We start from the raw sequence: 18,412 nt of genomic DNA on the forward strand, positions 1-18,412 counted from the left end.
GGCACTGCTGGTGGCCCCGCCGGTCCGGGCCGACACGGCGCCAGCGGAGATCACCGCCCTGCACGTCGAACGGGGCGAAGAGGGCCTGCTGCTTTCCAGCACCGTCCGCTTCGAACTGCCCCCCGTGGTGGAGGAAGCCCTGGCCAAGGGGATTCCGATGTTCTTCGTGGCCGAGGCGACGATCTACCGCGAACGCTGGTACTGGGCCGACAAGCGCGTGGCCAGCGCCGCGCGGCATATGCGCCTGTCGTTCCAGCCGCTCACCCGGCGCTGGCGGCTGCAGGTGTCGTCCAGCCCGATCGGCAATTCGGGGCTGGTCCTGGGCCAGAGCTTCGATACGCGCGAAGAGGCTTTGGGCGCGGTGCAACGCGTCTCGCGCTGGCGCATCGCCGACAGTTCCGACGTCGACCCCGACGTCGCCCACCAGCTGGAATTCCGCTTCCGGCTCGACGTGTCGCAGCTGCCCAGGCCCTTCCAGATCGGGGCCGTCGGGCAATCGGACTGGAACATCAGCGCGGGGCGCAACCAGCGCCTGGTGGCCGAGGCGCCCCGGTGACCACCGAACGGCCGGCGGAAGGCTCCGCCCGCGCGCTGGTGAAGGGCTCGCGCGCGCTGCGCTGGGCCTTGCTGGTGGGGGTGACGGTCATCGTCGCCATCGGCATCGTGCTGATGTTCCTGCTGACGCAGGCCACCAACAACCGCGAGCTCTACGAGCAGAACTACAACCGACTGTTCATCCTGAACGTGGTGGTGGCCAGCCTGCTGCTGGCCGTCATCCTCTGGGTGGGTGTCCGCCTGGCCTCGCGCCTGCGCCGCGGCAAATTCGGCAGCCGGCTGCTGATCAAGCTGGCGGCCATCTTCGCACTGGTGGGCTTCCTGCCCGGGATGCTGATCTACGTGGTCTCCTACCAGTTCGTCTCGCGCTCCATCGAAAGCTGGTTCGACGTGAAAGTGGAGGGCGCGTTGAGCGCCGGCCTCGAGCTCGGGCGGACCACGCTGGACACGCTGGCCAGCGACTTCGGCAACAAGACGCGCAGCGCCGCGTCGCAGTTGGCGGAGGTGCCCGAATCCTCCGCGCCGCTGGCGCTGGAGCGCGTCCGCGAGCAGCTGTCGGCCACCGACGCGGTGCTGTGGGGCGCGGGCGGCCAGATGATCGGCAGCGCGGGAGCCTCGCGTTTCCAGCTGCGCCCCGAGAGGCCGGCGGCGCAGCAGCTGCGCAACGCGCGGAGCCAGCGCGTGGTGACGGTCATCGAAGGCCTGGACGACCCGGGCCTCACCTCGATCCAGAACACGCGCATCAAGGCGATCGCCCTGGTGCCGCAGCCGAACTTCGGCCTGCTGGCCGAAACCCGGTACCTGCAGGCAACGATGAGCGTGCCGCCGGCGCTGGTGGCCAACGCGATCGCCGTCCAGGAGGCGAATCGCGAATACCAGGAGCGCGCCCTGGCCCGCGGTGGCTTGCGCCGCATGTACATCGGCACGCTGACGCTGAGCCTGTTCCTCGCGGTGTTCGGGGCGGTGCTGCTGGCGGTGATCCTCGGCAACCAGCTTGCCCGCCCTCTGGTGCTGCTGGCCGCCGGCGTGCGCGAGGTGGCGGCAGGCGACCTGTCGCCGAAACCCGCCTTGCAGGGCAAGGACGAACTGGGTGGGCTGACGCGCTCGTTCGCCGACATGACGCAGCAGCTGTCCGACGCCCGGGCAGCGGTCCAGCGCAGCATGCACCAGGTGGACGCGGCGCGCGCCAACCTGCAGACCATCCTGGACAACCTGACAGCCGGCGTGATCGTGCTGGATGCGCAGGGCCGCATCCTCTCGATCAATCCCGGCGCGACGCGCATCCTGCGCGTGCCGCTGGCCGCCTACGAAGGCAAGCCGCTGGCGTCGGTGCCGGGCCTGGAGGCATTCGGCGGCGCGGTGCAGCAGCGCTTCGACGACTACCTGAACGAGCGCCTGCAGCAGGGCCTGGATCACTGGCAGCAATCGTTCGAGCTCAACGCCGGCCCGGCCAGCGCGCAGCAGGCCGCGAACGTCGTGACACTGGTTGCGCGCGGCGCCGAGATGCCCGGGGAGGCCAGGCTGCTGGTGTTCGACGACATCTCCGAGATCGTGTCCGCGCAGCGCGCCCAGGCCTGGGGCGAAGTCGCGCGCCGGCTGGCGCACGAGATCAAGAACCCGCTGACCCCCATCCAGCTTTCGGCGGAGCGGCTGGAGATGAAGCTGACCGGCAAGCTGGGCGCGGCCGAACAGGCCGTGCTGACCAAGTCGGTCCACACCATCGTCGACCAGGTGGATGCGATGAAGCGCCTGGTCAACGAGTTCCGCGATTACGCCCGCCTGCCCGCCGCGGAGCTGAAGCCGGTGGACCTGAATGCACTCGTCACGGATGTCTTGCATCTTTACGCCCGGGAGGAAGAGGCCGAGCGCGCGGACGCGCCGCATGTGCCGATCCGCATGGAGCTCGACGCCAGGTGCCCCCACGTGCTGGGCGACGGCCAGCAGCTGCGGCAGGTGATCCACAACCTGCTGCAGAACGCGCAGGACGCCACCGAAGGCCGGCCGGTGCGCGAGGTGACGCTGAAGACCCAGTGGAACGAAGCGGCCAAGCGCGTGCGCTTGATCGTCCAGGACAGCGGAGGCGGCTTCCCCGAACACATCCTGAAACGGGCGTTCGAGCCTTACGTCACCACCAAGCCCAAAGGAACGGGCCTGGGGCTGGCCGTCGTGAAGAAAATCGCGGACGAGCATGGCGCGCGGATCGACTTGAAGAACCGGGTGCAGGACGATGTCATCCAGGGCGCCCAAGTCTCGTTATCATTCGCAGTTGCGAGTTAGCAACAGCCCAGGGCAGTCCGGCGGCTGGACCCGCAAAGCAAACCAACGAAGCAGGTGCGATGGCAAATATTCTGGTGGTCGACGACGAGCTGGGCATCCGGGATCTGTTGTCCGAAATCCTCAATGACGAGGGCCACACCGTCGACCTCGCCGAAAACGCGGCGCAGGCCCGTGCGGCACGGCAGCGCCAGCGCCCCGACCTGGTGCTGCTGGACATCTGGATGCCCGACACCGACGGTGTCACGCTGCTGAAGGAGTGGTCCACCACCGGCCTGCTCACCATGCCGGTGGTGATGATGAGCGGCCACGCCACCATCGAGACCGCGGTGGAAGCCACCAAGATCGGCGCGCACTCCTTCCTGGAGAAGCCGATCACGATGCAGAAGCTGCTGAAGGCGGTCGAAGCCGGCTTGGTCCGCAATGGCGGGACGGCCGCCGCAGCCGCGCCAGGGGTGGTCCGCAAGCCCGGCATGGGCATCGTGGCCCCCATGCCGCAGGTGGAACTGACCGTCGAAGCCGCCATGACCGGCGGCCAGAACCTGCCGGCCGTGGTGGAAATGGGCCCGCAGGCCCGCCAGCTGTTCGAACTGGACAAGCCGCTGCGCGACGCGCGCGACGAGTTCGAGAAGTGCTACTTCGAGTTCCACCTGGCCAAGGAAGGCGGCTCGATGACCCGCGTGGCCGAGAAGACTGGGCTGGAACGCACCCACCTGTACCGCAAGCTCAAGCAGCTCGGCGTGGACCTGTCGCGCGGCAAGCGCGGCGCGGCGGGGTGACCTCGAGCGAGCGGGGACGGCCCTGATATAATTTCCGGCTCACGGCCCGGTAGCTCAGTTGGTAGAGCAGCGGATTGAAAATCCGCGTGTCGGTGGTTCGATTCCGCCCCAGGCCACCAGTTGGTGAAAAATCGCCTCGGCAGCCTTTGGCTCCGGGGCGTTTTTCTTGGCGACCTCCAAGACATCCGATGTATCCTGCCCTGGCATCGCGACACCCCCACCGCCATGTCCGACCATCCACCGTTGCTGCACCGCCTGGAAGAACTCGACGCCAGCCGGAAAAGCCCAATAGGTGCTTTCTTGGGCGCCGGCATCTGCATCCTGGGTCTTGCCGTCAGCTTCGGTGATTTGCGCCCGGCGCCGGGTGTGGCGGCGTGGCAGATCCAAGTGTTGGGCGGCTTCGTCTTCATGTTCGGCCTCTTCTGGGCGCTCCACAGCTTGCGCATGGCGCGCGCGTCCACTGCGGCGTTCATGGTCGGTGCGGCGCTGTTCCTTGTCATCACGCACTGGGCCGCTTTCGGCCCAGGCGAACGCAGCTGCACCAGTGGCCGTCTACGCATACCGACCAGCGAAGCGGAGTGCCGCTTCTGGTTCGGTGCTTTTTCAATTTTCATGGATGCCGTGTTGCTATTGGGCGCGGTGGCACTCTTCGCGCGAAAGAAGTGAAGCTGGCGCGCGGTCAACCGGAGGAGCACTCGTGCGTCACGGTCCCGGCTTTTCGCACGGCCCTGTCCCTTTTTCGCGCCGGCAATCTTGCATTCCCCGCCGATCCAAATACATTCGGGCAACTTCATGACAAGCGGGGACGGGATGGGACTACTCAGTGCGCTCTTCGGGACCTCACAGGCCAGGGCCGGCAAGAAGCCGGGGGCCCGGGTGCCGCCCGCCTCCGCCCATCCATCCACCTTCCAGAATTCAACCGCCTCCGGCTTCGCCACTTCGAGCATGCTGAGCCAGGTCCCGCTCGACGCCCGGCAACAGTTCACCGTCCGGCGCGACCTGCTGCGGTTGGTGCTGCGCGACACCCTCACGCGCACCGGCATCCCTGCCGGATGGATCGAGATGCATGCGCTCGCCGCCTCGTCGAGCGGCAAGGCCACCGGGGTGCACGCGCGCTTCATCATCAGGCACTGGAATCCGCTGCTGATGGTCCACGCGCCCGGGCTCGAGCAGAGTTTCGTGCAGCGCCTGATGGCGCTCGACCCCTTGGCCGATCAATGGGTGATGGGCTTCTCGTGGCAGTTCGGGCTGGCAGCCGACGCCGTCGTGGCGCCCCTGCCCCGGCCCGGCTCCTGGACTGCGCAGCCGAACGAGCCGCGCGCGAACCTTCTCCCCATGGCCTCCGCGGCCGGTGCCGACGTGATCGCCGGTCCGGTCCACATCAGCACACGCGCCGCATCCACGCGCGGCGCGAAAGCCGACCTCGACCGCCTGCTGGCGGAGGGCGCCGCCGACCGGCACGGCAACAGCGCGTTCGATACGACGGAGCCCGCGCCGCTGCGCTGAAGTTTTCTCAGCCCTGGGCCGGCCGCCCCAGCAACTGCTCTTTCAGTTGCCAGTCTGCCGGTACCGGGCCGATCCAGATGCGCATGAGCGCGGTGAAGAACTCCGGCTCACGGAACGGCTCGCCTTGCGGGACGCCGCGCACGCTGATCACCGTGCCGACGCCCGGCACCCAATCGATGGTGAAGCCGTCGCCGGCCGCCAGCTTCTTGTGGTCGGTGAAGATCTGGCTCATGCGCATCAAGCCGGGGATCAGCCGGGAGAACGACGCGCGGTCCATGTTGTCTTCGACACTGCGCACGAACAGCTTGCCCAGCTCCGAGGCGTCGATGTCGCGCAGCATGGTGACAGCCAGCCGCTTGGGGCCGGCCGCGGCGAGCACTTCCTCCGGCATCGCGGACTTGCGGCCCAGGTAGAGACCGGCGGTGTACACCTTGAACGGACCACGGTAGCGAATGCCCGCGCCGTTCAACTGCACCTTGGCACCACCGCGCAATTCGGCGCCGGCTTCGTAGCGGACTCCCGACAGGGTGACCTGCGCCAGGCTCGCGCAGGACAACAGGCAGCCGGCGGTGACCAGCAACAGCTTCCACTTGACGTTCATCACGGTTCTCCTGGTGGTGTGTGATGCGTCAGTGGGCCATGTCCGCCCGCGTGGCGTCAGTGCCGGGATGGCAGCGGAATCTCCTGCGGATTTCACAGATTGCCTGCGCCGCCGGCCACTTATTTGCTTACAGATGCGCCACCTCCGGCCCGCACGCGCCGCGCGCAGGTGCCAGACTCGACCTCCACTCCAAAGGATTCGTCATGGCAGGCTACTTCGAACTCAAACCGGCCGCCGGTTCGCAATTCATGTTCAACCTGAAGGCGGGCAACCATGAAGTCATCCTCACCAGCGAAACCTACGCGTCCAGGCAGTCCGCCGAAGGCGGCATTGCATCGGTGAAGACGAACGCCGCCGTCGACGCCCACTTCCACCGCAAGTCCGCCAAGGACAGTTCGTCCTATTTCGTGCTGGTGGCGGTGAATGGAGAGACCATCGGCAAGAGCGAGATGTACAAGTCGGCGGCGGCGATGGAGGGCGGAATCGCTTCCGTCAAGGCCAACGCGCCCACGGCCGAGACGAAGGTCCTGCCGGCCTGACCGGCGCCGCTACGGCTGCGCGGTCATGGCGCGGCGGTGCAAGGCCGCGTGCAGCTCGATCGACGCGGAGGCCGCTTCGAGATCGAGTTCGCGCAACGCGGCGGCGAACTCGCTGGCTTGCAGATAGCGTTCGATCGCGTGCCGCGCCAGCGCGCGGCGCAGGATCTGGCCGACCGGACTGGTCGCGATGCCCGCCGGCAGCCGCAGCAGGCCTTGAGCGTGCGCTTTCATCACTTCCGGAAACGCGCCCTCGGCCACCATGGGCCAACCCAGCAGCGCCTCGGCCAGCACCAGGCCCATCTGGTAGACGTCCGACGCGGGTGTCACCGTGCCGGTGGCCAGATATTCCGGCGCCGTGTACCTCGGGGTGCAGGCGAGGCCGCCGTCCTGCGTGATCTGCGCGCGCTGCATGTGGCGCGCGATGCCGAAGTCGGTGATGCGCAGCCGGCACGGCAGGCCGGGCTTGGTATCCAGGAACAGGTTGGCCGGCTTGATGTCCTTGTGCACGATGCCCGTGGCGTGCACGGCGTGCAGGCCATCGAGCGCATCGCAGAACAGGGGAATGATCCAGTCGGCCGCGCAGCTGCCCTCGCGCGCGAGGTGGAACGAGAGGTCCTCGCCTTGCAACAGCTCCATCACGAAGAACGGCCGGCCGGTGTGCGCCACGATGCCGAAGTCCAGCACGCCCACCAGGTTCGGATGGATGACCTGGGCCGTCGACAGCAGCTCCTGCAGCATGCGGCGGTCGAAGGCACCGTCGGCCAACGGGTCGCGCATCAGCTTGACGGCGACCAGCTGGCCGGTTTCGAGGTCGTCCGCCGCCACCACGTCCGCCATGCCGCCGGTCCCGAGCGGACGCCGGACCAGGTAGCGTCCCGCGATGATCGAGTCCGCGCCCACCACCGTCATCGGCTCAGCGCAGCAGCTTCACCACGAGCACCACCATGACTCCGAGCAGGATCATGAAGCCAGCGCCCAGCGCCGCCAGCAGGGCGGGCGATGTTGGCGGAGGGACGATGGCCGGGGCCACCGGCGCCGGTGCCGGCGCCGCGGCCGACCGCCTTTCCTGTTGCGCCAGCGCCAGCCGCACCTCGGAGGCCACGAGCTGGGGCAAGGCCTGCAGCCGGCCATCGAGGGTGTGCAGGGCCTGCGACTGCTCGCGCAACATCTGGATGGCGGCCTGCAGTTCCTGCCGCAGCACCGGCTGCAGGTCGGCCAGCACGGCCCTGCTCAGCGTGTCGGCTGACGTCGCGGGCAGCGAGACCGTCGGCAGCAGGTGGTCGGGTGTCGCTGCGGCAGCCGGGGGGCGTGCCGCCGGGGCCGTGGCCTGAGCCGCCGGCGCCTGCGCCGCAGCTGCCGGGGCCTGCGCCTGCTGCGCCGTGAGTCGCAGCGTGGGCTCGTTCGCCGAGACAGACTGAGGCTGGACCCGGCGTGATCGCGCATACAGGTCGCTCAGCCGCGCCCGTGGCAGCGGGAACGGGCCGGTCGGCTGGGTGTGATAGACCGCGAACGAGAGGCCCGAGCCGCGGATCGCGCTGCCGCTCAGGGAGACGAACACGGTCTCGGGCTCGGAGCTGCTCGACATGCGCGCGTCGAGCACCTGGCCGGCCTTCAGCAGGACCTCGCTGACCGCCGACTCGCCGCGCCGCACCAGGAAGCGCAGGCATTGCCGGCTCAGGCCCAGGACCTGGATGACATCGTCGAACGTGAACTCGTCGAAGGTGCCGGTCATGATCTGCACGTCGTTGGTGCCGAACGGGATCGGGGTGAAGGTGGGGGAGGATTGCATGGTGGCTGTCCTCGTCAGGCCGCTGCGGGGGTACCGGCTTGCCGGGCGCCCATCAGCATGGTGGCGGAGAGCAGCGCGTACAGCTTGCTCCAGGCGGCGCGGGCTTCGGCGGTGAAGGCCTGGCCCAGCCCCATGTTCAGCGTCCACAGCAAGGCTTCGCCCACCGTCGGGAACGCCTCTTCCGGCACGTTGTAGAGAAGAGCGTGCCGCCGGCCCAGCGCCAGCACGACCAGGAACAGGTCATCGTCGCTCGACACGTCCTGGGCCCACTTCTCTTCGGACCAGTCGGCCGTGCGGACGGCAAACGCCAGCATGCCCGTGAGCTTGCGCTTTTGCGCCGCCATGTCGTCCGGGAACAGCTTGCGGTACGCGGGCTGGAGCTCGAACAAGCGGCGGTAGAACAGGTCCCCCGCGGTGTCCATGATGGGAGCGACGAGCCGCCAGGACTCGCGCAGGATTCTTTTTTCGTCTTCCGTGAGCATCAGCCCCTCCGACCGCGCCCACCGTCAGGCGCGTTCGCGCATCTTAGGGGATATGGATGAGCTACCGAACAATTTGATACGGAAACCGGCGACGCCGCTAGACTCCCTCGCATGCATCTCGCCGTTCTCGGCACCGGCATCGTCGGCGCCTGCACCGCCGCCTGGCTGCAGCGCGACGGCCATCGGATCACCTTCGTCTCGCCCACGCCGCCCGGCGAAGCCTGCTCGTTCGGGAATGCCGGATCGCTTTCGCCCAGCGCCTGCCTGCCGGTCGGCATGCCGGGGATGTGGAAGCAGGTCCCGGCCTGGCTGCGCGACCCCGACGGCCCCCTGCGCATCGAACCGTCCTACCTGCCCACGGTGCTGCCCTGGTTGCTGCGCTTCGTGCGCGCCTCGTCGCGCGCCGAGGTGGTGCGCATCGCCACAGCGTTGCGCTGCCTGCTCGCGCCGATCTTCGAGAGCTACGCACCGCTGCTGGCGCATGCGCAGGCGGAGCACTTGGTCCGGCGCAGCGGCTGCCTTTACGTCTACAGCTCCGGGCACGCCGCCGCCAAATGGCAGTGGGGCATGAACCTGCGCCGCCAGCTGGGCGTGGACCTGCGCGACGTGGACGAGGCGGCGCTCGCCCAGCTGGAGCCCGACTTGCGCGGCCGCTTCCGCTTCGGCATCCTCGCGCCCGACAACGGCTCGACCGTGGATCCGTCCGCGCTGGTGAAGGCGCTGCACGCGCAGTGCGTCGCCGATGGCGCGCAGAGCCTCAATGACGCCGCCATCGGCTTCGACAGCTCATCCGATCGCGTCACGGCGGTGCGCCTGCTCAGCGGTGGCCGCCTGGAATGCGAAGGCGTCGTCGTCGCCACCGGCGCATGGTCGCGCGCGCTCGCGCAAAGCCTGGGGCTGAGCGTCCCGCTGGAGACGCAGCGCGGCTACCATGTCACCGTGCAAAGCAGCAACCTGGCATTGCGCCATACCGTGATGGCTCCCGAATACAACCTGATGGTGAACCCGATGGCGATGGGCCTGCGGCTGGCCGGCAGCGTGGAATTCGCGGGCCTGAAACGCCAGCCGGACTACCGCCGCGCCGACGTGCTGCTGGCCAAGGGCCGCGAGATGTTCCCGCACCTCGACGTCTCGCGCACGTCGCGCTGGATGGGCCATCGGCCCTGCCTGCCGGACAGCCTGCCCGTCATCGGGCGGGCGCCGCGCCTGCAAAACGCCTGGCTGGCGTTCGGCCATGGCCACGTCGGCATGTGCGGCGGCGCCACCACGGGCCGCGAAGTCGCCCACCTGGTGGCCGGCCGGGCGCCGCAGGTGGACCTGGCGCCCTTCCGGCCAGACCGCTTCTGAAAAGCGCCGTGAAGCGAGTCGCCCTGGTCTGCACGCGCGGCTTCGCCGACGTGCTGACGCTGGCCCGGCAGAACCGCGCCGACCCTTATGCCTTGCACGTTCCGGCGTCGCCCTGGTTGGCGGCGTTGCCGCCCGAACGCCGCTTCGAAGTCGGCGGGCGCATCGACGCGCACGGTGCCGAAGTGGAGCCACTGGACGCCAAGGGACTCGTCGCGGCGCTGAAGGCACTGCCGGAGCCGCCGGAGGCGATTGCCGTCAGCCTCCTGTTCGCCAGCCGCAATCCATTGCACGAGAAACAGGTGCGCGAACTGCTCGTGGCCACGTTGCCGCACGTGCCGGTCCATTGTTCGCACGAAGCGGAGGGCCCGGGTGGCGAGTACGAACGCACCCTCGCCGCCGTGGCCGCCGCCGGCCTCGACGTCGCCGCTCTGGTCCCACCGCAACAGGCCGCGCCCGGCGACCAGGACAGCTTCCCCGCGCAGATGGAAGCTATCGCCGATGCGATGCAGAACGTCATCGCCGAGAAGGCGTTCTCGACCATCGTGCGCGAGGCGATGGACTGCGCCACGGCGATCTTCCTGCCCGATGGCCGCATGGTGGCGCAGGCGCGCACCCTGCCCTTGCTGCTGGGCAGCCTGTCGCCGGCGGTCCAGGGCATCCTGGCCGAATGCCCGGTGAACGCCATGGTGCCGGGCGACGGCTACCTGAGCAACGATCCCTGGCGCGGTGGCACGCACCTGCCGGATTTCATCCTGCTGCGGCCGGTGTTCGAAGGCGGCCGTGTCCAAGCGCTGGTGGCCTGCATCCTGCACCACCAGGACGTGGGCGGCATCACGCCCGGGTCGCTGCCGGCCAACGCGACGTCGGTGCACCAGGAAGGCCTGCGCATCCCGCCGGTGCAGCTGTACCGCGCCGGCCAGACCGACCCCAGCCTGCTGCGCCTGCTGTGCACCAACAGCCGCACGCCTGATCACCTGGCTGGCGACCTGCGGGCGCAATGGGCAGCCTTGCTGCACGGCGACGCCGCACTGCAGCCGCTGCTGGCCGGCAAGGTCGGCTTCACCGCCCAATGCGAAGCCGCGCTGCACGCTTCCGAAGCGGCCACGCGGGCCGCGCTGGCGGCCGCGCCCGACGGCGACTACCGTTTCGTGGACGCGCTCGATGGCGACGGCATCAGCCACGAGCCGGTCCGCATCGACGTGGTGCTGCGCAAGCGCGGCGACACGCTGGAGGTGGACTTGCGCGGCTGCGCCCCCCAGACGCGCGGGCCGGCCAACGCGTCGCGGGCCTCGGTCTGGGCCGCCGTGAGCTACCTGGCACGCATGCTGGCACCCCAGGCCGCCAGCAACGACGGCTGCACCGCGCCGATCACCCTGAAGACGGCGCCGGGCACCATCGTCAACCCGGGCTTCCCGGCGGCGCTGAACGCGCGCACCAACCTGGTCAAGCTGCTGGCCAATGCCTTGATGGGCGCCTGGGCGCAGGCCCTGCCCGACTACATGCCGGCCGCCAACGCCGGGGTCTCGGTCGTGCTTTCGCTGAGCGGCCAGCGCGCCGAGGGCACCGAGTGGCTCTTCACCGAGATCATCGCCTCCGCCTCGGGCGGCGCGCCCTGGGGGCCGGGCGGCTCGGGCGTGTCCACCGACGTCGGCAACGCGCGCAACACACCGGCCGAAACGATCGAAGGCATCGCGCCCCTGCGGGTGGAACGCATCGCGGTGCGCCGCGGTTCGGGCGGCGCCGGCGAGCACCGCGGCGGCGACGGCGTGGTGCGCTGCTATCGGCTGCTGGAAGGCAGCGGGATGATCTCGTACCGCGGCGAGCGCCATCGCAGCGTGGCCCAGGGCGCGACCGGCGCCGCCGCAGGCGCGCCGGGCTCGGCCCGCATCGAACGCGCGGATGGCACCGTCGTGCCGTTGCCCGCCAAGGCGCAAGCGCAATGGCACGCCGGCGACCGGCTGGTGATCGAGACCGCGGGCGCCGGTGGCTGGGGCTTGCCCGGGTCCGCGGGACCGGAAATTGCGTGAGACTTTGGCCATGCCGTTCACCCGCCGTACCCTCCTCGCCGCCACCCTGGCCCTGCTGCCCACGCTGGCACTCGCCCAAGGCGCCTATCCCAACAAGCCGATCCGCATCGTCGTGCCCTTCCCGCCGGGCGGCAGCACCGACCTGCTGGCGCGCCGCCTCGGCGAGAAGCTCGCCACCGCCATGGGCCAGCCCGTGGTGGTCGAGAACAAGCCCGGCGCGGGCGGCACCACCGGCGCGGACTTCGTCGCGAAGTCGGCGCCCGACGGCTATACCTTGCTGATGGGCGTGACCGGCAGCAACGCCATCGCAGCCAGCCTGTACCCCAAACTGCCCTACGACACGCTGAAGGATTTCGCGCCGGTGAGCCAGCTGGTCTCGGCGCCGCTGGTGCTGTCGGTGAACGCCGGCAGTCCCATCAAGTCGGTGCGCGATTACGTGGCCGCGGCGCGGGTCAAGCCGCTGTCTCACGGCACGCCGGGCAACGGCACCTCGATGCACCTCACCGCCGAGATGTTCGACCAGGCCGCCGGGGTGCGCCTCATGCATGTGCCCTACAAGGGCAGCGCGCCGGCCATGAACGACCTCCTGGGCGGCACGCTCGATTCCATGTTCGGGGACTTCCTCGTGCTGCTGCCGCAGATCAAGGCCGGCAAGGTCACGCCGCTGGCCGTGACCTCGGCACGCCGCCATCCGATGCTGCCCGACGTGCCGACGGTCGCGGAGACCGGCCTGCCCGGCCTCGCGCAGTTCGAAGCGGCCTCGTGGCAGGGCCTGTTCGCGCCGGCCGGCGTGCCGCGTGAGGTGCTGGCGAAACTCAACACCGAAGTGGTCAAGGCCATGGAGAGCGCCGACATCAAGGAGTTCTTCGGCAGCCAGGGCTTCATCGTCGGCGGCACCACGCCCGAGCAGTTCAAGGCCCTGATCGAAAGCGAAGTCCCCAAGTGGGGCCGCGTCGTCAAGGCCGGCAACATCAAGCTCGATTGATCGTGGCGCACGCACTGGCGGGCGAGGTCGACGTCCTCGCGTTCGACATCTTCGGCACCGTCGTCGACTGGCACGGCAGCATCGTGCGCGAACTCGCGCAGCTGCAGCCGCAGGTGGATGGCGATGCGTTCGCGCGCGCCTGGCGCGCCGGCTACCAGCCGGCGATGGCGCGCGTGATGTCCGGCGAGCTGGGCTGGACCCTGATCGACGACCTGCACCGCATCATCCTCGACGGCATCCTGCCGCAGTTCGGCCTGGAAGCCCTGGACGAAGAGGCGCGGCGGCATCTCAATCGCGCCTGGCACCGGCTGGACCCGTGGCCCGAGGCTGTCGCGGGCCTGCAGCGGCTGAAGCGCAAGTACATCCTTTGCAGCCTGTCGAACGGCAACCTGGGCCTGCTCACGCGCATGGCCAAGCGCGCCGGGCTGCCCTGGGACTGCGTGTTGTCCGCCGAAGTGTTCCGCGCCTACAAGCCGGATCCAGCCACGTACCTCGGCGTGGCGCGTGTGTTCGATCTGCCGCCTGCGCGCGTGATGCTGGTGGCGGCACACCACGACGACCTGGCCGGGGCGCGCGCCTGCGGGCTGCGCACGGCCTATGTCGAGCGGCCGTTGGAATTCGGTGCCGGGCACGTGAAGGACGTCACGGCCCGGCCGGATAACGATATGCATACCAAAGGCCTCGAAGACTTGGCCGGTCAGTTGGGCTGCTGAGCGAAAAGGGGCGCTGTTCCGACAGCCGCGCGGGAGCTTGGACTAACGCCTGCCCGCGTTCGGCGCGCGAAGCTTCATGGGAAGGAAAGGACCTGCCCATGCCTGACGACACCACTCCCCACGGCGGCGAGGCGTTCCACCAGCCCCCCGAGCGCGCCGTGATTCCCGAGCCGCCACCGGGCCGCGCCGCCGGGCCCCTGCCCCCGGTCACCGGCCGCCCGCCGCTGCCCCTCGAGGCCGAGATCCGCGCCGCCGACCTGGAGGACGAAGAGGCGGACCCCGTCATCGACTCCGGCCCCGGCATCGCCGACGACGGCGACACGGGCAAGCCCAGCGTGACGCAGCAGCCGGCATGAGGACGCCCGCCATGGTCATGTTCAAGGCCCGCTTCCACACGCCGGAACCCGTGCCGCCGGTGACCCCGGAACCCTCGCCCAATGACCCTCAGCCCATGCCGCCCCCGATCGAGGAGGAGCGCGGGCCGCAGGCGCCGGTGAAGCTTCCAGGCGACAGCTCCGTGCCCCAGAGGGTCTGAACCAATCGACGGCGAGCCACCCCCCGGTCTATGATGGCCGGTGGGCCGCTTACGCGCGGGCCCGCCACAGCTATGAAGGGGCCGCGGATGAGAATGCGTTTGGGCGAATGGCGGTTGCGCCCGAGCATCGTTGTGCTCTTCATCGCCATGGTCCTGCCGGTTTTCACCGCCGCCATCTGGGCGGGTTACGTTTCGCTGGAGCGGATGGCACGCAGCCAGGCCGAGGAATCCGTGGACCGCGCGCGCGTGGAAACCATCGGCCACACCGAGGCACTGGTCGACCCCATCGCTTCACTGGTGCGCGTGAGTTCGCGCCTGGCCGCGGAGCAGCCGGAGTTCTTCCGCCAGGACCGCGCCCTGCCGACGATGCTGGAGGTGCTGAGCCACAGCCCCACCATCAGCAGCGTCTACGTCGGCTTCGCCGACGGTTCCTACCGCATGGCCCTGCGCGTGCCGCCAAAGGTGAAGATCCATGGCAAGGACCCCCCGCCCATCACGCTGTATGCCAACCGCTGGATCGACCGCAGCGCGAAGAGCCCGCTGGAGGTCTACACCTTCCTGGACACCAGCAGCCAGGTGCTCGGCACCTCGACGGCCACCACCACCTATGACCCGCGCGTGCGGGCCTGGTACAAGGATGCCGTCGAAAAGAAGGGGCTGATCACCTCCAACCCCTACATCTACGCCACGACCGGCCTCCCCGGCATTACCGTCGCCATGCCGTTCATGGTCAAGGGCCAGGTCGGCGGGGTGGTCGCCATCGACATCCTGATGGACAGCCTGTCGCACTTCCTGAAGGCGCGCCTGGTCAGCCCCAATTCGCTGTCGCTCATCGTCGACCGTGACGGGCTCATCGTGGCCCACTCGGATGCCAGCCAGGTCCTGAAGCGCGACGTCGCCGGTGCACTGAGCCGCGTGCGCATCAACGAACTGAAAGACCCGCTGCCGGCCCTGGCGTTCGGCGAGCGAGGCGCCCACAAGCAGGCGCAGTTCAACTTCATGCACCGCGGCGACGAGTACGTCGCCATGTTCGCCCCGTTCCCGCCGGAGTTCGGCAAGGCCTGGGACGTCGTCATCGTCACGCCGCTGGAAGATTTCGTCGGCGAGGCCAGCGCCAACAACCGCCAGCTGCTCCTCATGGGCCTGGTCGCCATCGGCCTGCAGGTGCTGGTGATCTATGCGCTGTCGCGCCGCATCGCCCGGCCGCTGGAGCAGCTCGAGCAGCAGGTGCAGGACGTCCAGGACTTCAAGACGACCCACAGCGAGCCGGTGCGTTCCCGCATCCGCGAGATCTCCTCGCTGGCGACCTCGGTGGGCACGCTGCAGGGCGCCATCACCGCGTTCTCGGCCTTCGTCCCGCGCGAACTGGTGCGGCAGCTGATCGCCACCGGCCACAAGCTCGAACTGGGCGGGCGCAGCCAGTTCCTGACCGTGATGTTCACCGACCTGGAGGCGTTCTCGACGCTGACCGAGATCACGCCGGCGCAGGAACTGCTGGACCGCGTCTCGCACTACTTCGACGTCGTGACGCGCGCGACCATCGTCGAGAAGGGCACCCTCGACAAGTTCATCGGCGATGGCGTCATGGCCTTCTGGGGCGCCCCGGCGCAGCTGGAAGACCATGCCTACCACGCCTGCGTGGCGGCGCTGCGCATCCAGCGCGGCATGGACAAGCTCAACGCCGACTACGCCGAAAGGGGCATCCCGCCCCTGCGAGTGCGCGTGGGCATCCACAGCGACGCCGTGCTGGTGGGCAACATGGGCGCGCCCGACCGCATGAGCTACACCGTCATGGGCGACGGCGTCAACCTGGCGGCGCGGCTGGAAGGCACGAACAAGGAATTCGGCACCAACATCTGCATCAGCCACGCCGTGTTCCGCGAAGCCGGCGAGCGCCTGTGGATCCGCCGCATCGGCGTGGTGACGGTCAAGGGCCGCCGGCAGGACCTGCAGGTCTACGAGCTGATGGGCCTGAAGGACGGCGACCCCGAGCTGTTGGCCACGCCGCAGATCATCCGCCTGTGCGAGATGACCAACAAGGCCTATGCCTCGTTCGAGGACGGCGACATCGGGCAGGCGCGCCAGCGCTTCATCGAGATCACCGAAGCGTTCCCGGGCGACCCCCTGGCGCTGGCGATGATCGCGAAGTGCAAGACGACGGACGACGAAGTGATCACGGTGTAGTCACTCAGAAAGCGCTGCGATTGCGTTACCCCGGACTCCCGTCCGTGACCCCAGCCACCAGCCGGTAGCCCACCCCCGTCTCGGTGAGCAGCACCCTGGGGCGCCCCGGATCGGCTTCGAGTTTCTGCCGCAGCTGGCGCATGTAGATGCGCAGGTAGTGGCCGTGCTCGCTGCGTCCCGGACCCCAGACATCGCGCAGCAACTGCGTCGCGGTCACCACGCGGTCAGCACGGCGCGCCAGTGCCTCGAGCAGCCGCCACTCGGTCGCCGTGAGTCGCACCAGCTCGCCGGCCCGGTACACCGCGCCTGCCTGCAGGTCGATGCGCAGTGCGCCGATGCGCAGCACCGACTCGCCCCCCTGGCTCGTCTGCGCGGCGTGCCGCAAGGCAACGCGCAGACGCGCGTGCAGCTCCGCCGCTCCGAACGGCTTGGTGAGGTAATCGTCGGCGCCGGCATCCAGCGCCTCCACCTTTTCCCGCTCCTGGGAACGCGCCGACAGCACGATCACCGGGCGTTGCGTCCACTGCCGCAGCCGCCGGATGAACTCCACGCCGTCGAGGTCGGGCAGGCCGAGGTCCACCAGATAGACATCGATGCGGCGGTTCGCCGCCAGCTGGGTCGCCAGCGCGGCGGTGCCCGCTTCGAGCACGACGTGGCCCTCCGCTTCCAGTGAAGTGACGAGGAAGCGACGGATCTGCTCCTCGTCCTCCAGGAGCAGGATCTGCGCGCCGCGCGCACTCATCCTTCCTCCAGAGGCAGGCGCTGCGGCTGAGGGAGCCGCATCGTGAAGACCGCGCCGCCCTCGTTGTGCGCGGCAATCGAGCCGCCGTGCAGGCGCGCCACCGCCGCGCAGATCGCGAGGCCGAGTCCGAAGCCCGTGCCGGCGGGTTCGGCCTGCCCCCGGTAGAACTTGCGGAACACGTCTTCCGTGGCGCCGGGCGGCAGCCCCGGGCCGGTGTCCGACACGCTGAGCCACCACTGCGTCTCCTGCGTCTTCACGCGGATCCGGATCACGCCACCCGCCGGGGTGCAGCGCAACGCGTTGTCGACCATGTTCGAAAGCGCCTGCTCCACCAGGCGCGCATCGCACCAGACCACGGCATCCGGGGCGGCGTCCACGTCCACCACGTGCCGGCCCAGCCGGTCGCCGAACGACAGCAGGACTTCGGCGACCAGGTCGTCCGCGGGGCACCATTCCGGACTGACCTGGACCGCCCCTTCCTCCATGCGCGTGAGATCCAGGAGGTGGCTCATGCGTTCGTGCAACCTCCTGGCTTCGGTGTGGATGCTGCTCACCAGCGTCTGCCGCATGCGATCGTCGAGGCGCGCGCCCTGCTCCTGCAGGGTTGTCGCGGCGCCCACGATGGTGGTGAGCGGCGTGCGGAAGTCGTGCGAGAGTCCCGACAGCAGTGTGTTGCGCAGCCGCTCCCGTTCCGCCGCCACGGTGGCCTCGGTGCTGCGCTGTTCGAAGACGCATCGCTCCACCGCCAGCCGCCCCTGGTGTTCGAAGCCGCGGAACAGTTCGCGCTCTTCATCCGTCAGGAGCCTGCCGGCTTGATCGAGCAGCAACCGACCGTCCAGGTCCATGCGGCAGCCGGAACCCAGCATCGCCAGCGAAGCGGCGGACACCGTCCTTTCCACCTCGGCATGGGACCGCGCCGACGCCAGCTGCGCGGCGAGGTCGCTCATGGCCTGCGCGCGCAGCGCGCGCCGCTCGGCCAGCGCGGCCTGTTGCTGCGCGCGCGAGCTGAGGGTGCTGATCAGGAGCCCGACCGCCAGCATCACCGCCAGGGTCAGCAGGTGACTGGTGTGCAGGGGGTTCAGGCCCCAGCGCGGCGGCACGATCAGGAGGTCGAACAGCAGGATGCTGGCGAGGACCGTCGCGACGGAGGTGCGCAGGCCTTCGTGCAAGGCCACGTACGCCACCCCGGCGAGGTAGACCATGATGACGTCCTGCAAGGCCGCGTGCGGTGCGAGGAGCTCGGCACAAAAGGCACAAAGCACGACAACGGCGAATGCGCGCGCCCAACCCAGGCGCTCACGGCGTCGTGCCGCGAGCCGGTCGAGAAAGTTGTTACTGGCTTGCCGCATGCGTC

General features: G+C 69.3%; 19 protein-coding genes and 1 tRNA gene. 14 read left to right on the forward strand and 6 right to left on the reverse strand.

Features of this window, described 5'->3' with window-relative positions; genetic code table 11:
• Positions 1–10: 10 nt before the first annotated feature.
• From FN976_RS27230 to FN976_RS27255, 6 genes are all read left to right on the forward strand, one after another.
• Entirely contained in the window at positions 11–556 is a 546-nt protein-coding gene (locus FN976_RS27230; RefSeq protein WP_349291427.1) for a DUF4390 domain-containing protein, read from the forward strand.
• On the forward strand, positions 553–2,832 hold the full coding sequence (locus tag FN976_RS27235; protein WP_145896965.1) for a sensor histidine kinase: 2,280 nt from the start codon (positions 553–555) through the stop codon (positions 2,830–2,832). Before FN976_RS27230 ends, FN976_RS27235 begins: the two co-directional genes overlap by 4 nt.
• A gap of 59 nt (positions 2,833–2,891) precedes the next feature.
• Positions 2,892–3,608 carry a response regulator gene (locus FN976_RS27240; protein WP_145896967.1) on the forward strand — a complete coding sequence of 239 codons (717 nt, stop codon included), beginning with the start codon at positions 2,892–2,894 and terminating at the stop codon, positions 3,606–3,608.
• 43 nt (positions 3,609–3,651) lie between these two features.
• Positions 3,652–3,727, forward strand: a tRNA-Phe gene (locus FN976_RS27245).
• Between the two features lie 4 nt (positions 3,728–3,731).
• Positions 3,732–4,274, forward strand: coding sequence for a hypothetical protein (locus FN976_RS27250; RefSeq protein WP_145896969.1), 543 nt, complete (start codon positions 3,732–3,734; stop codon positions 4,272–4,274).
• A 144-nt stretch (positions 4,275–4,418) separates the two neighbouring features.
• A complete protein-coding gene (locus FN976_RS27255; protein WP_186511233.1) occupies positions 4,419–5,114 on the forward strand; it encodes a hypothetical protein in 696 nt (231 codons plus the stop codon).
• A gap of 7 nt (positions 5,115–5,121) precedes the next feature.
• Here the strand turns inward: FN976_RS27255 and FN976_RS27260 are convergent, their stop codons facing one another.
• Positions 5,122–5,715, reverse strand: a complete 594-nt coding sequence (locus tag FN976_RS27260; RefSeq protein ID WP_145896973.1) for a chalcone isomerase family protein — start codon at positions 5,713–5,715, stop codon at positions 5,122–5,124.
• Positions 5,716–5,918: 203 nt separating this feature from the next.
• On the opposite strand from FN976_RS27260, the gene FN976_RS27265 reads away from it, so the two are divergent.
• Complete coding sequence (locus tag FN976_RS27265) at positions 5,919–6,254, forward strand: YegP family protein (protein WP_145896975.1); 336 nt, start codon at positions 5,919–5,921, stop codon at positions 6,252–6,254.
• A 9-nt stretch (positions 6,255–6,263) separates the two neighbouring features.
• Here the strand turns inward: FN976_RS27265 and FN976_RS27270 are convergent, their stop codons facing one another.
• Genes FN976_RS27270 through FN976_RS27280 form a run of 3 tightly spaced genes read right to left on the reverse strand, consistent with a single transcriptional unit; the run spans position 6,264 to position 8,525 of the window.
• The gene (locus FN976_RS27270; RefSeq protein WP_145896977.1) at positions 6,264–7,163 is read right to left on the reverse strand and encodes a serine/threonine-protein kinase; all 900 of its coding nucleotides are present in this window, start codon (positions 7,161–7,163) and stop codon (positions 6,264–6,266) included.
• Between the two features lie 4 nt (positions 7,164–7,167).
• Complete coding sequence (locus FN976_RS27275; protein ID WP_145896979.1) at positions 7,168–8,043, reverse strand: hypothetical protein; 876 nt, start codon at positions 8,041–8,043, stop codon at positions 7,168–7,170.
• A gap of 14 nt (positions 8,044–8,057) precedes the next feature.
• A complete protein-coding gene (locus FN976_RS27280; protein WP_145896981.1) occupies positions 8,058–8,525 on the reverse strand; it encodes a globin domain-containing protein in 468 nt (155 codons plus the stop codon).
• Between the two features lie 111 nt (positions 8,526–8,636).
• Between FN976_RS27280 and FN976_RS27285 the strand changes: the two genes are divergently transcribed.
• The 7 genes from FN976_RS27285 to FN976_RS27315 all read left to right on the forward strand — a co-directional run bounded on the left by FN976_RS27285 (position 8,637) and on the right by FN976_RS27315 (position 16,316).
• The gene (locus tag FN976_RS27285) at positions 8,637–9,872 is read left to right on the forward strand and encodes an NAD(P)/FAD-dependent oxidoreductase (protein ID WP_145896983.1); all 1,236 of its coding nucleotides are present in this window, start codon (positions 8,637–8,639) and stop codon (positions 9,870–9,872) included.
• An 8-nt stretch (positions 9,873–9,880) separates the two neighbouring features.
• A complete protein-coding gene (locus tag FN976_RS27290) occupies positions 9,881–11,899 on the forward strand; it encodes a hydantoinase B/oxoprolinase family protein (RefSeq protein WP_186511235.1) in 2,019 nt (672 codons plus the stop codon).
• A 10-nt stretch (positions 11,900–11,909) separates the two neighbouring features.
• Positions 11,910–12,884: a tripartite tricarboxylate transporter substrate binding protein gene (locus tag FN976_RS27295; RefSeq protein WP_145896986.1), complete on the forward strand. Its 975-nt coding sequence runs from the start codon at positions 11,910–11,912 to the stop codon at positions 12,882–12,884.
• A gap of 2 nt (positions 12,885–12,886) precedes the next feature.
• Entirely contained in the window at positions 12,887–13,597 is a 711-nt protein-coding gene (locus FN976_RS27300) for a haloacid dehalogenase type II (RefSeq protein ID WP_255440874.1), read from the forward strand.
• A 98-nt stretch (positions 13,598–13,695) separates the two neighbouring features.
• Positions 13,696–13,953, forward strand: a complete 258-nt coding sequence (locus FN976_RS27305; RefSeq protein WP_145896989.1) for a hypothetical protein — start codon at positions 13,696–13,698, stop codon at positions 13,951–13,953.
• Positions 13,950–14,132 carry a hypothetical protein gene (locus tag FN976_RS27310; RefSeq protein ID WP_145896991.1) on the forward strand — a complete coding sequence of 61 codons (183 nt, stop codon included), beginning with the start codon at positions 13,950–13,952 and terminating at the stop codon, positions 14,130–14,132. The genes FN976_RS27305 and FN976_RS27310 overlap by 4 nt, the downstream gene beginning before the upstream one ends.
• Before the next feature lie 87 nt (positions 14,133–14,219).
• Positions 14,220–16,316 carry an adenylate/guanylate cyclase domain-containing protein gene (locus tag FN976_RS27315; RefSeq protein WP_145896993.1) on the forward strand — a complete coding sequence of 699 codons (2,097 nt, stop codon included), beginning with the start codon at positions 14,220–14,222 and terminating at the stop codon, positions 16,314–16,316.
• Positions 16,317–16,341: 25 nt separating this feature from the next.
• Here the strand turns inward: FN976_RS27315 and FN976_RS27320 are convergent, their stop codons facing one another.
• A complete protein-coding gene (locus FN976_RS27320) occupies positions 16,342–17,058 on the reverse strand; it encodes a response regulator (protein ID WP_145896995.1) in 717 nt (238 codons plus the stop codon).
• Entirely contained in the window at positions 17,055–18,407 is a 1,353-nt protein-coding gene (locus FN976_RS27325; protein WP_186511237.1) for a sensor histidine kinase, read from the reverse strand. The genes FN976_RS27320 and FN976_RS27325 overlap by 4 nt, the downstream gene beginning before the upstream one ends.
• Between the last annotated feature and the right edge of the window lie 5 nt (positions 18,408–18,412).

The organism is Caenimonas sedimenti (assembly GCF_007833165.1).
GTDB classification, from domain to species: domain Bacteria; phylum Pseudomonadota; class Gammaproteobacteria; order Burkholderiales; family Burkholderiaceae_C; genus Ramlibacter; species Ramlibacter sedimenti.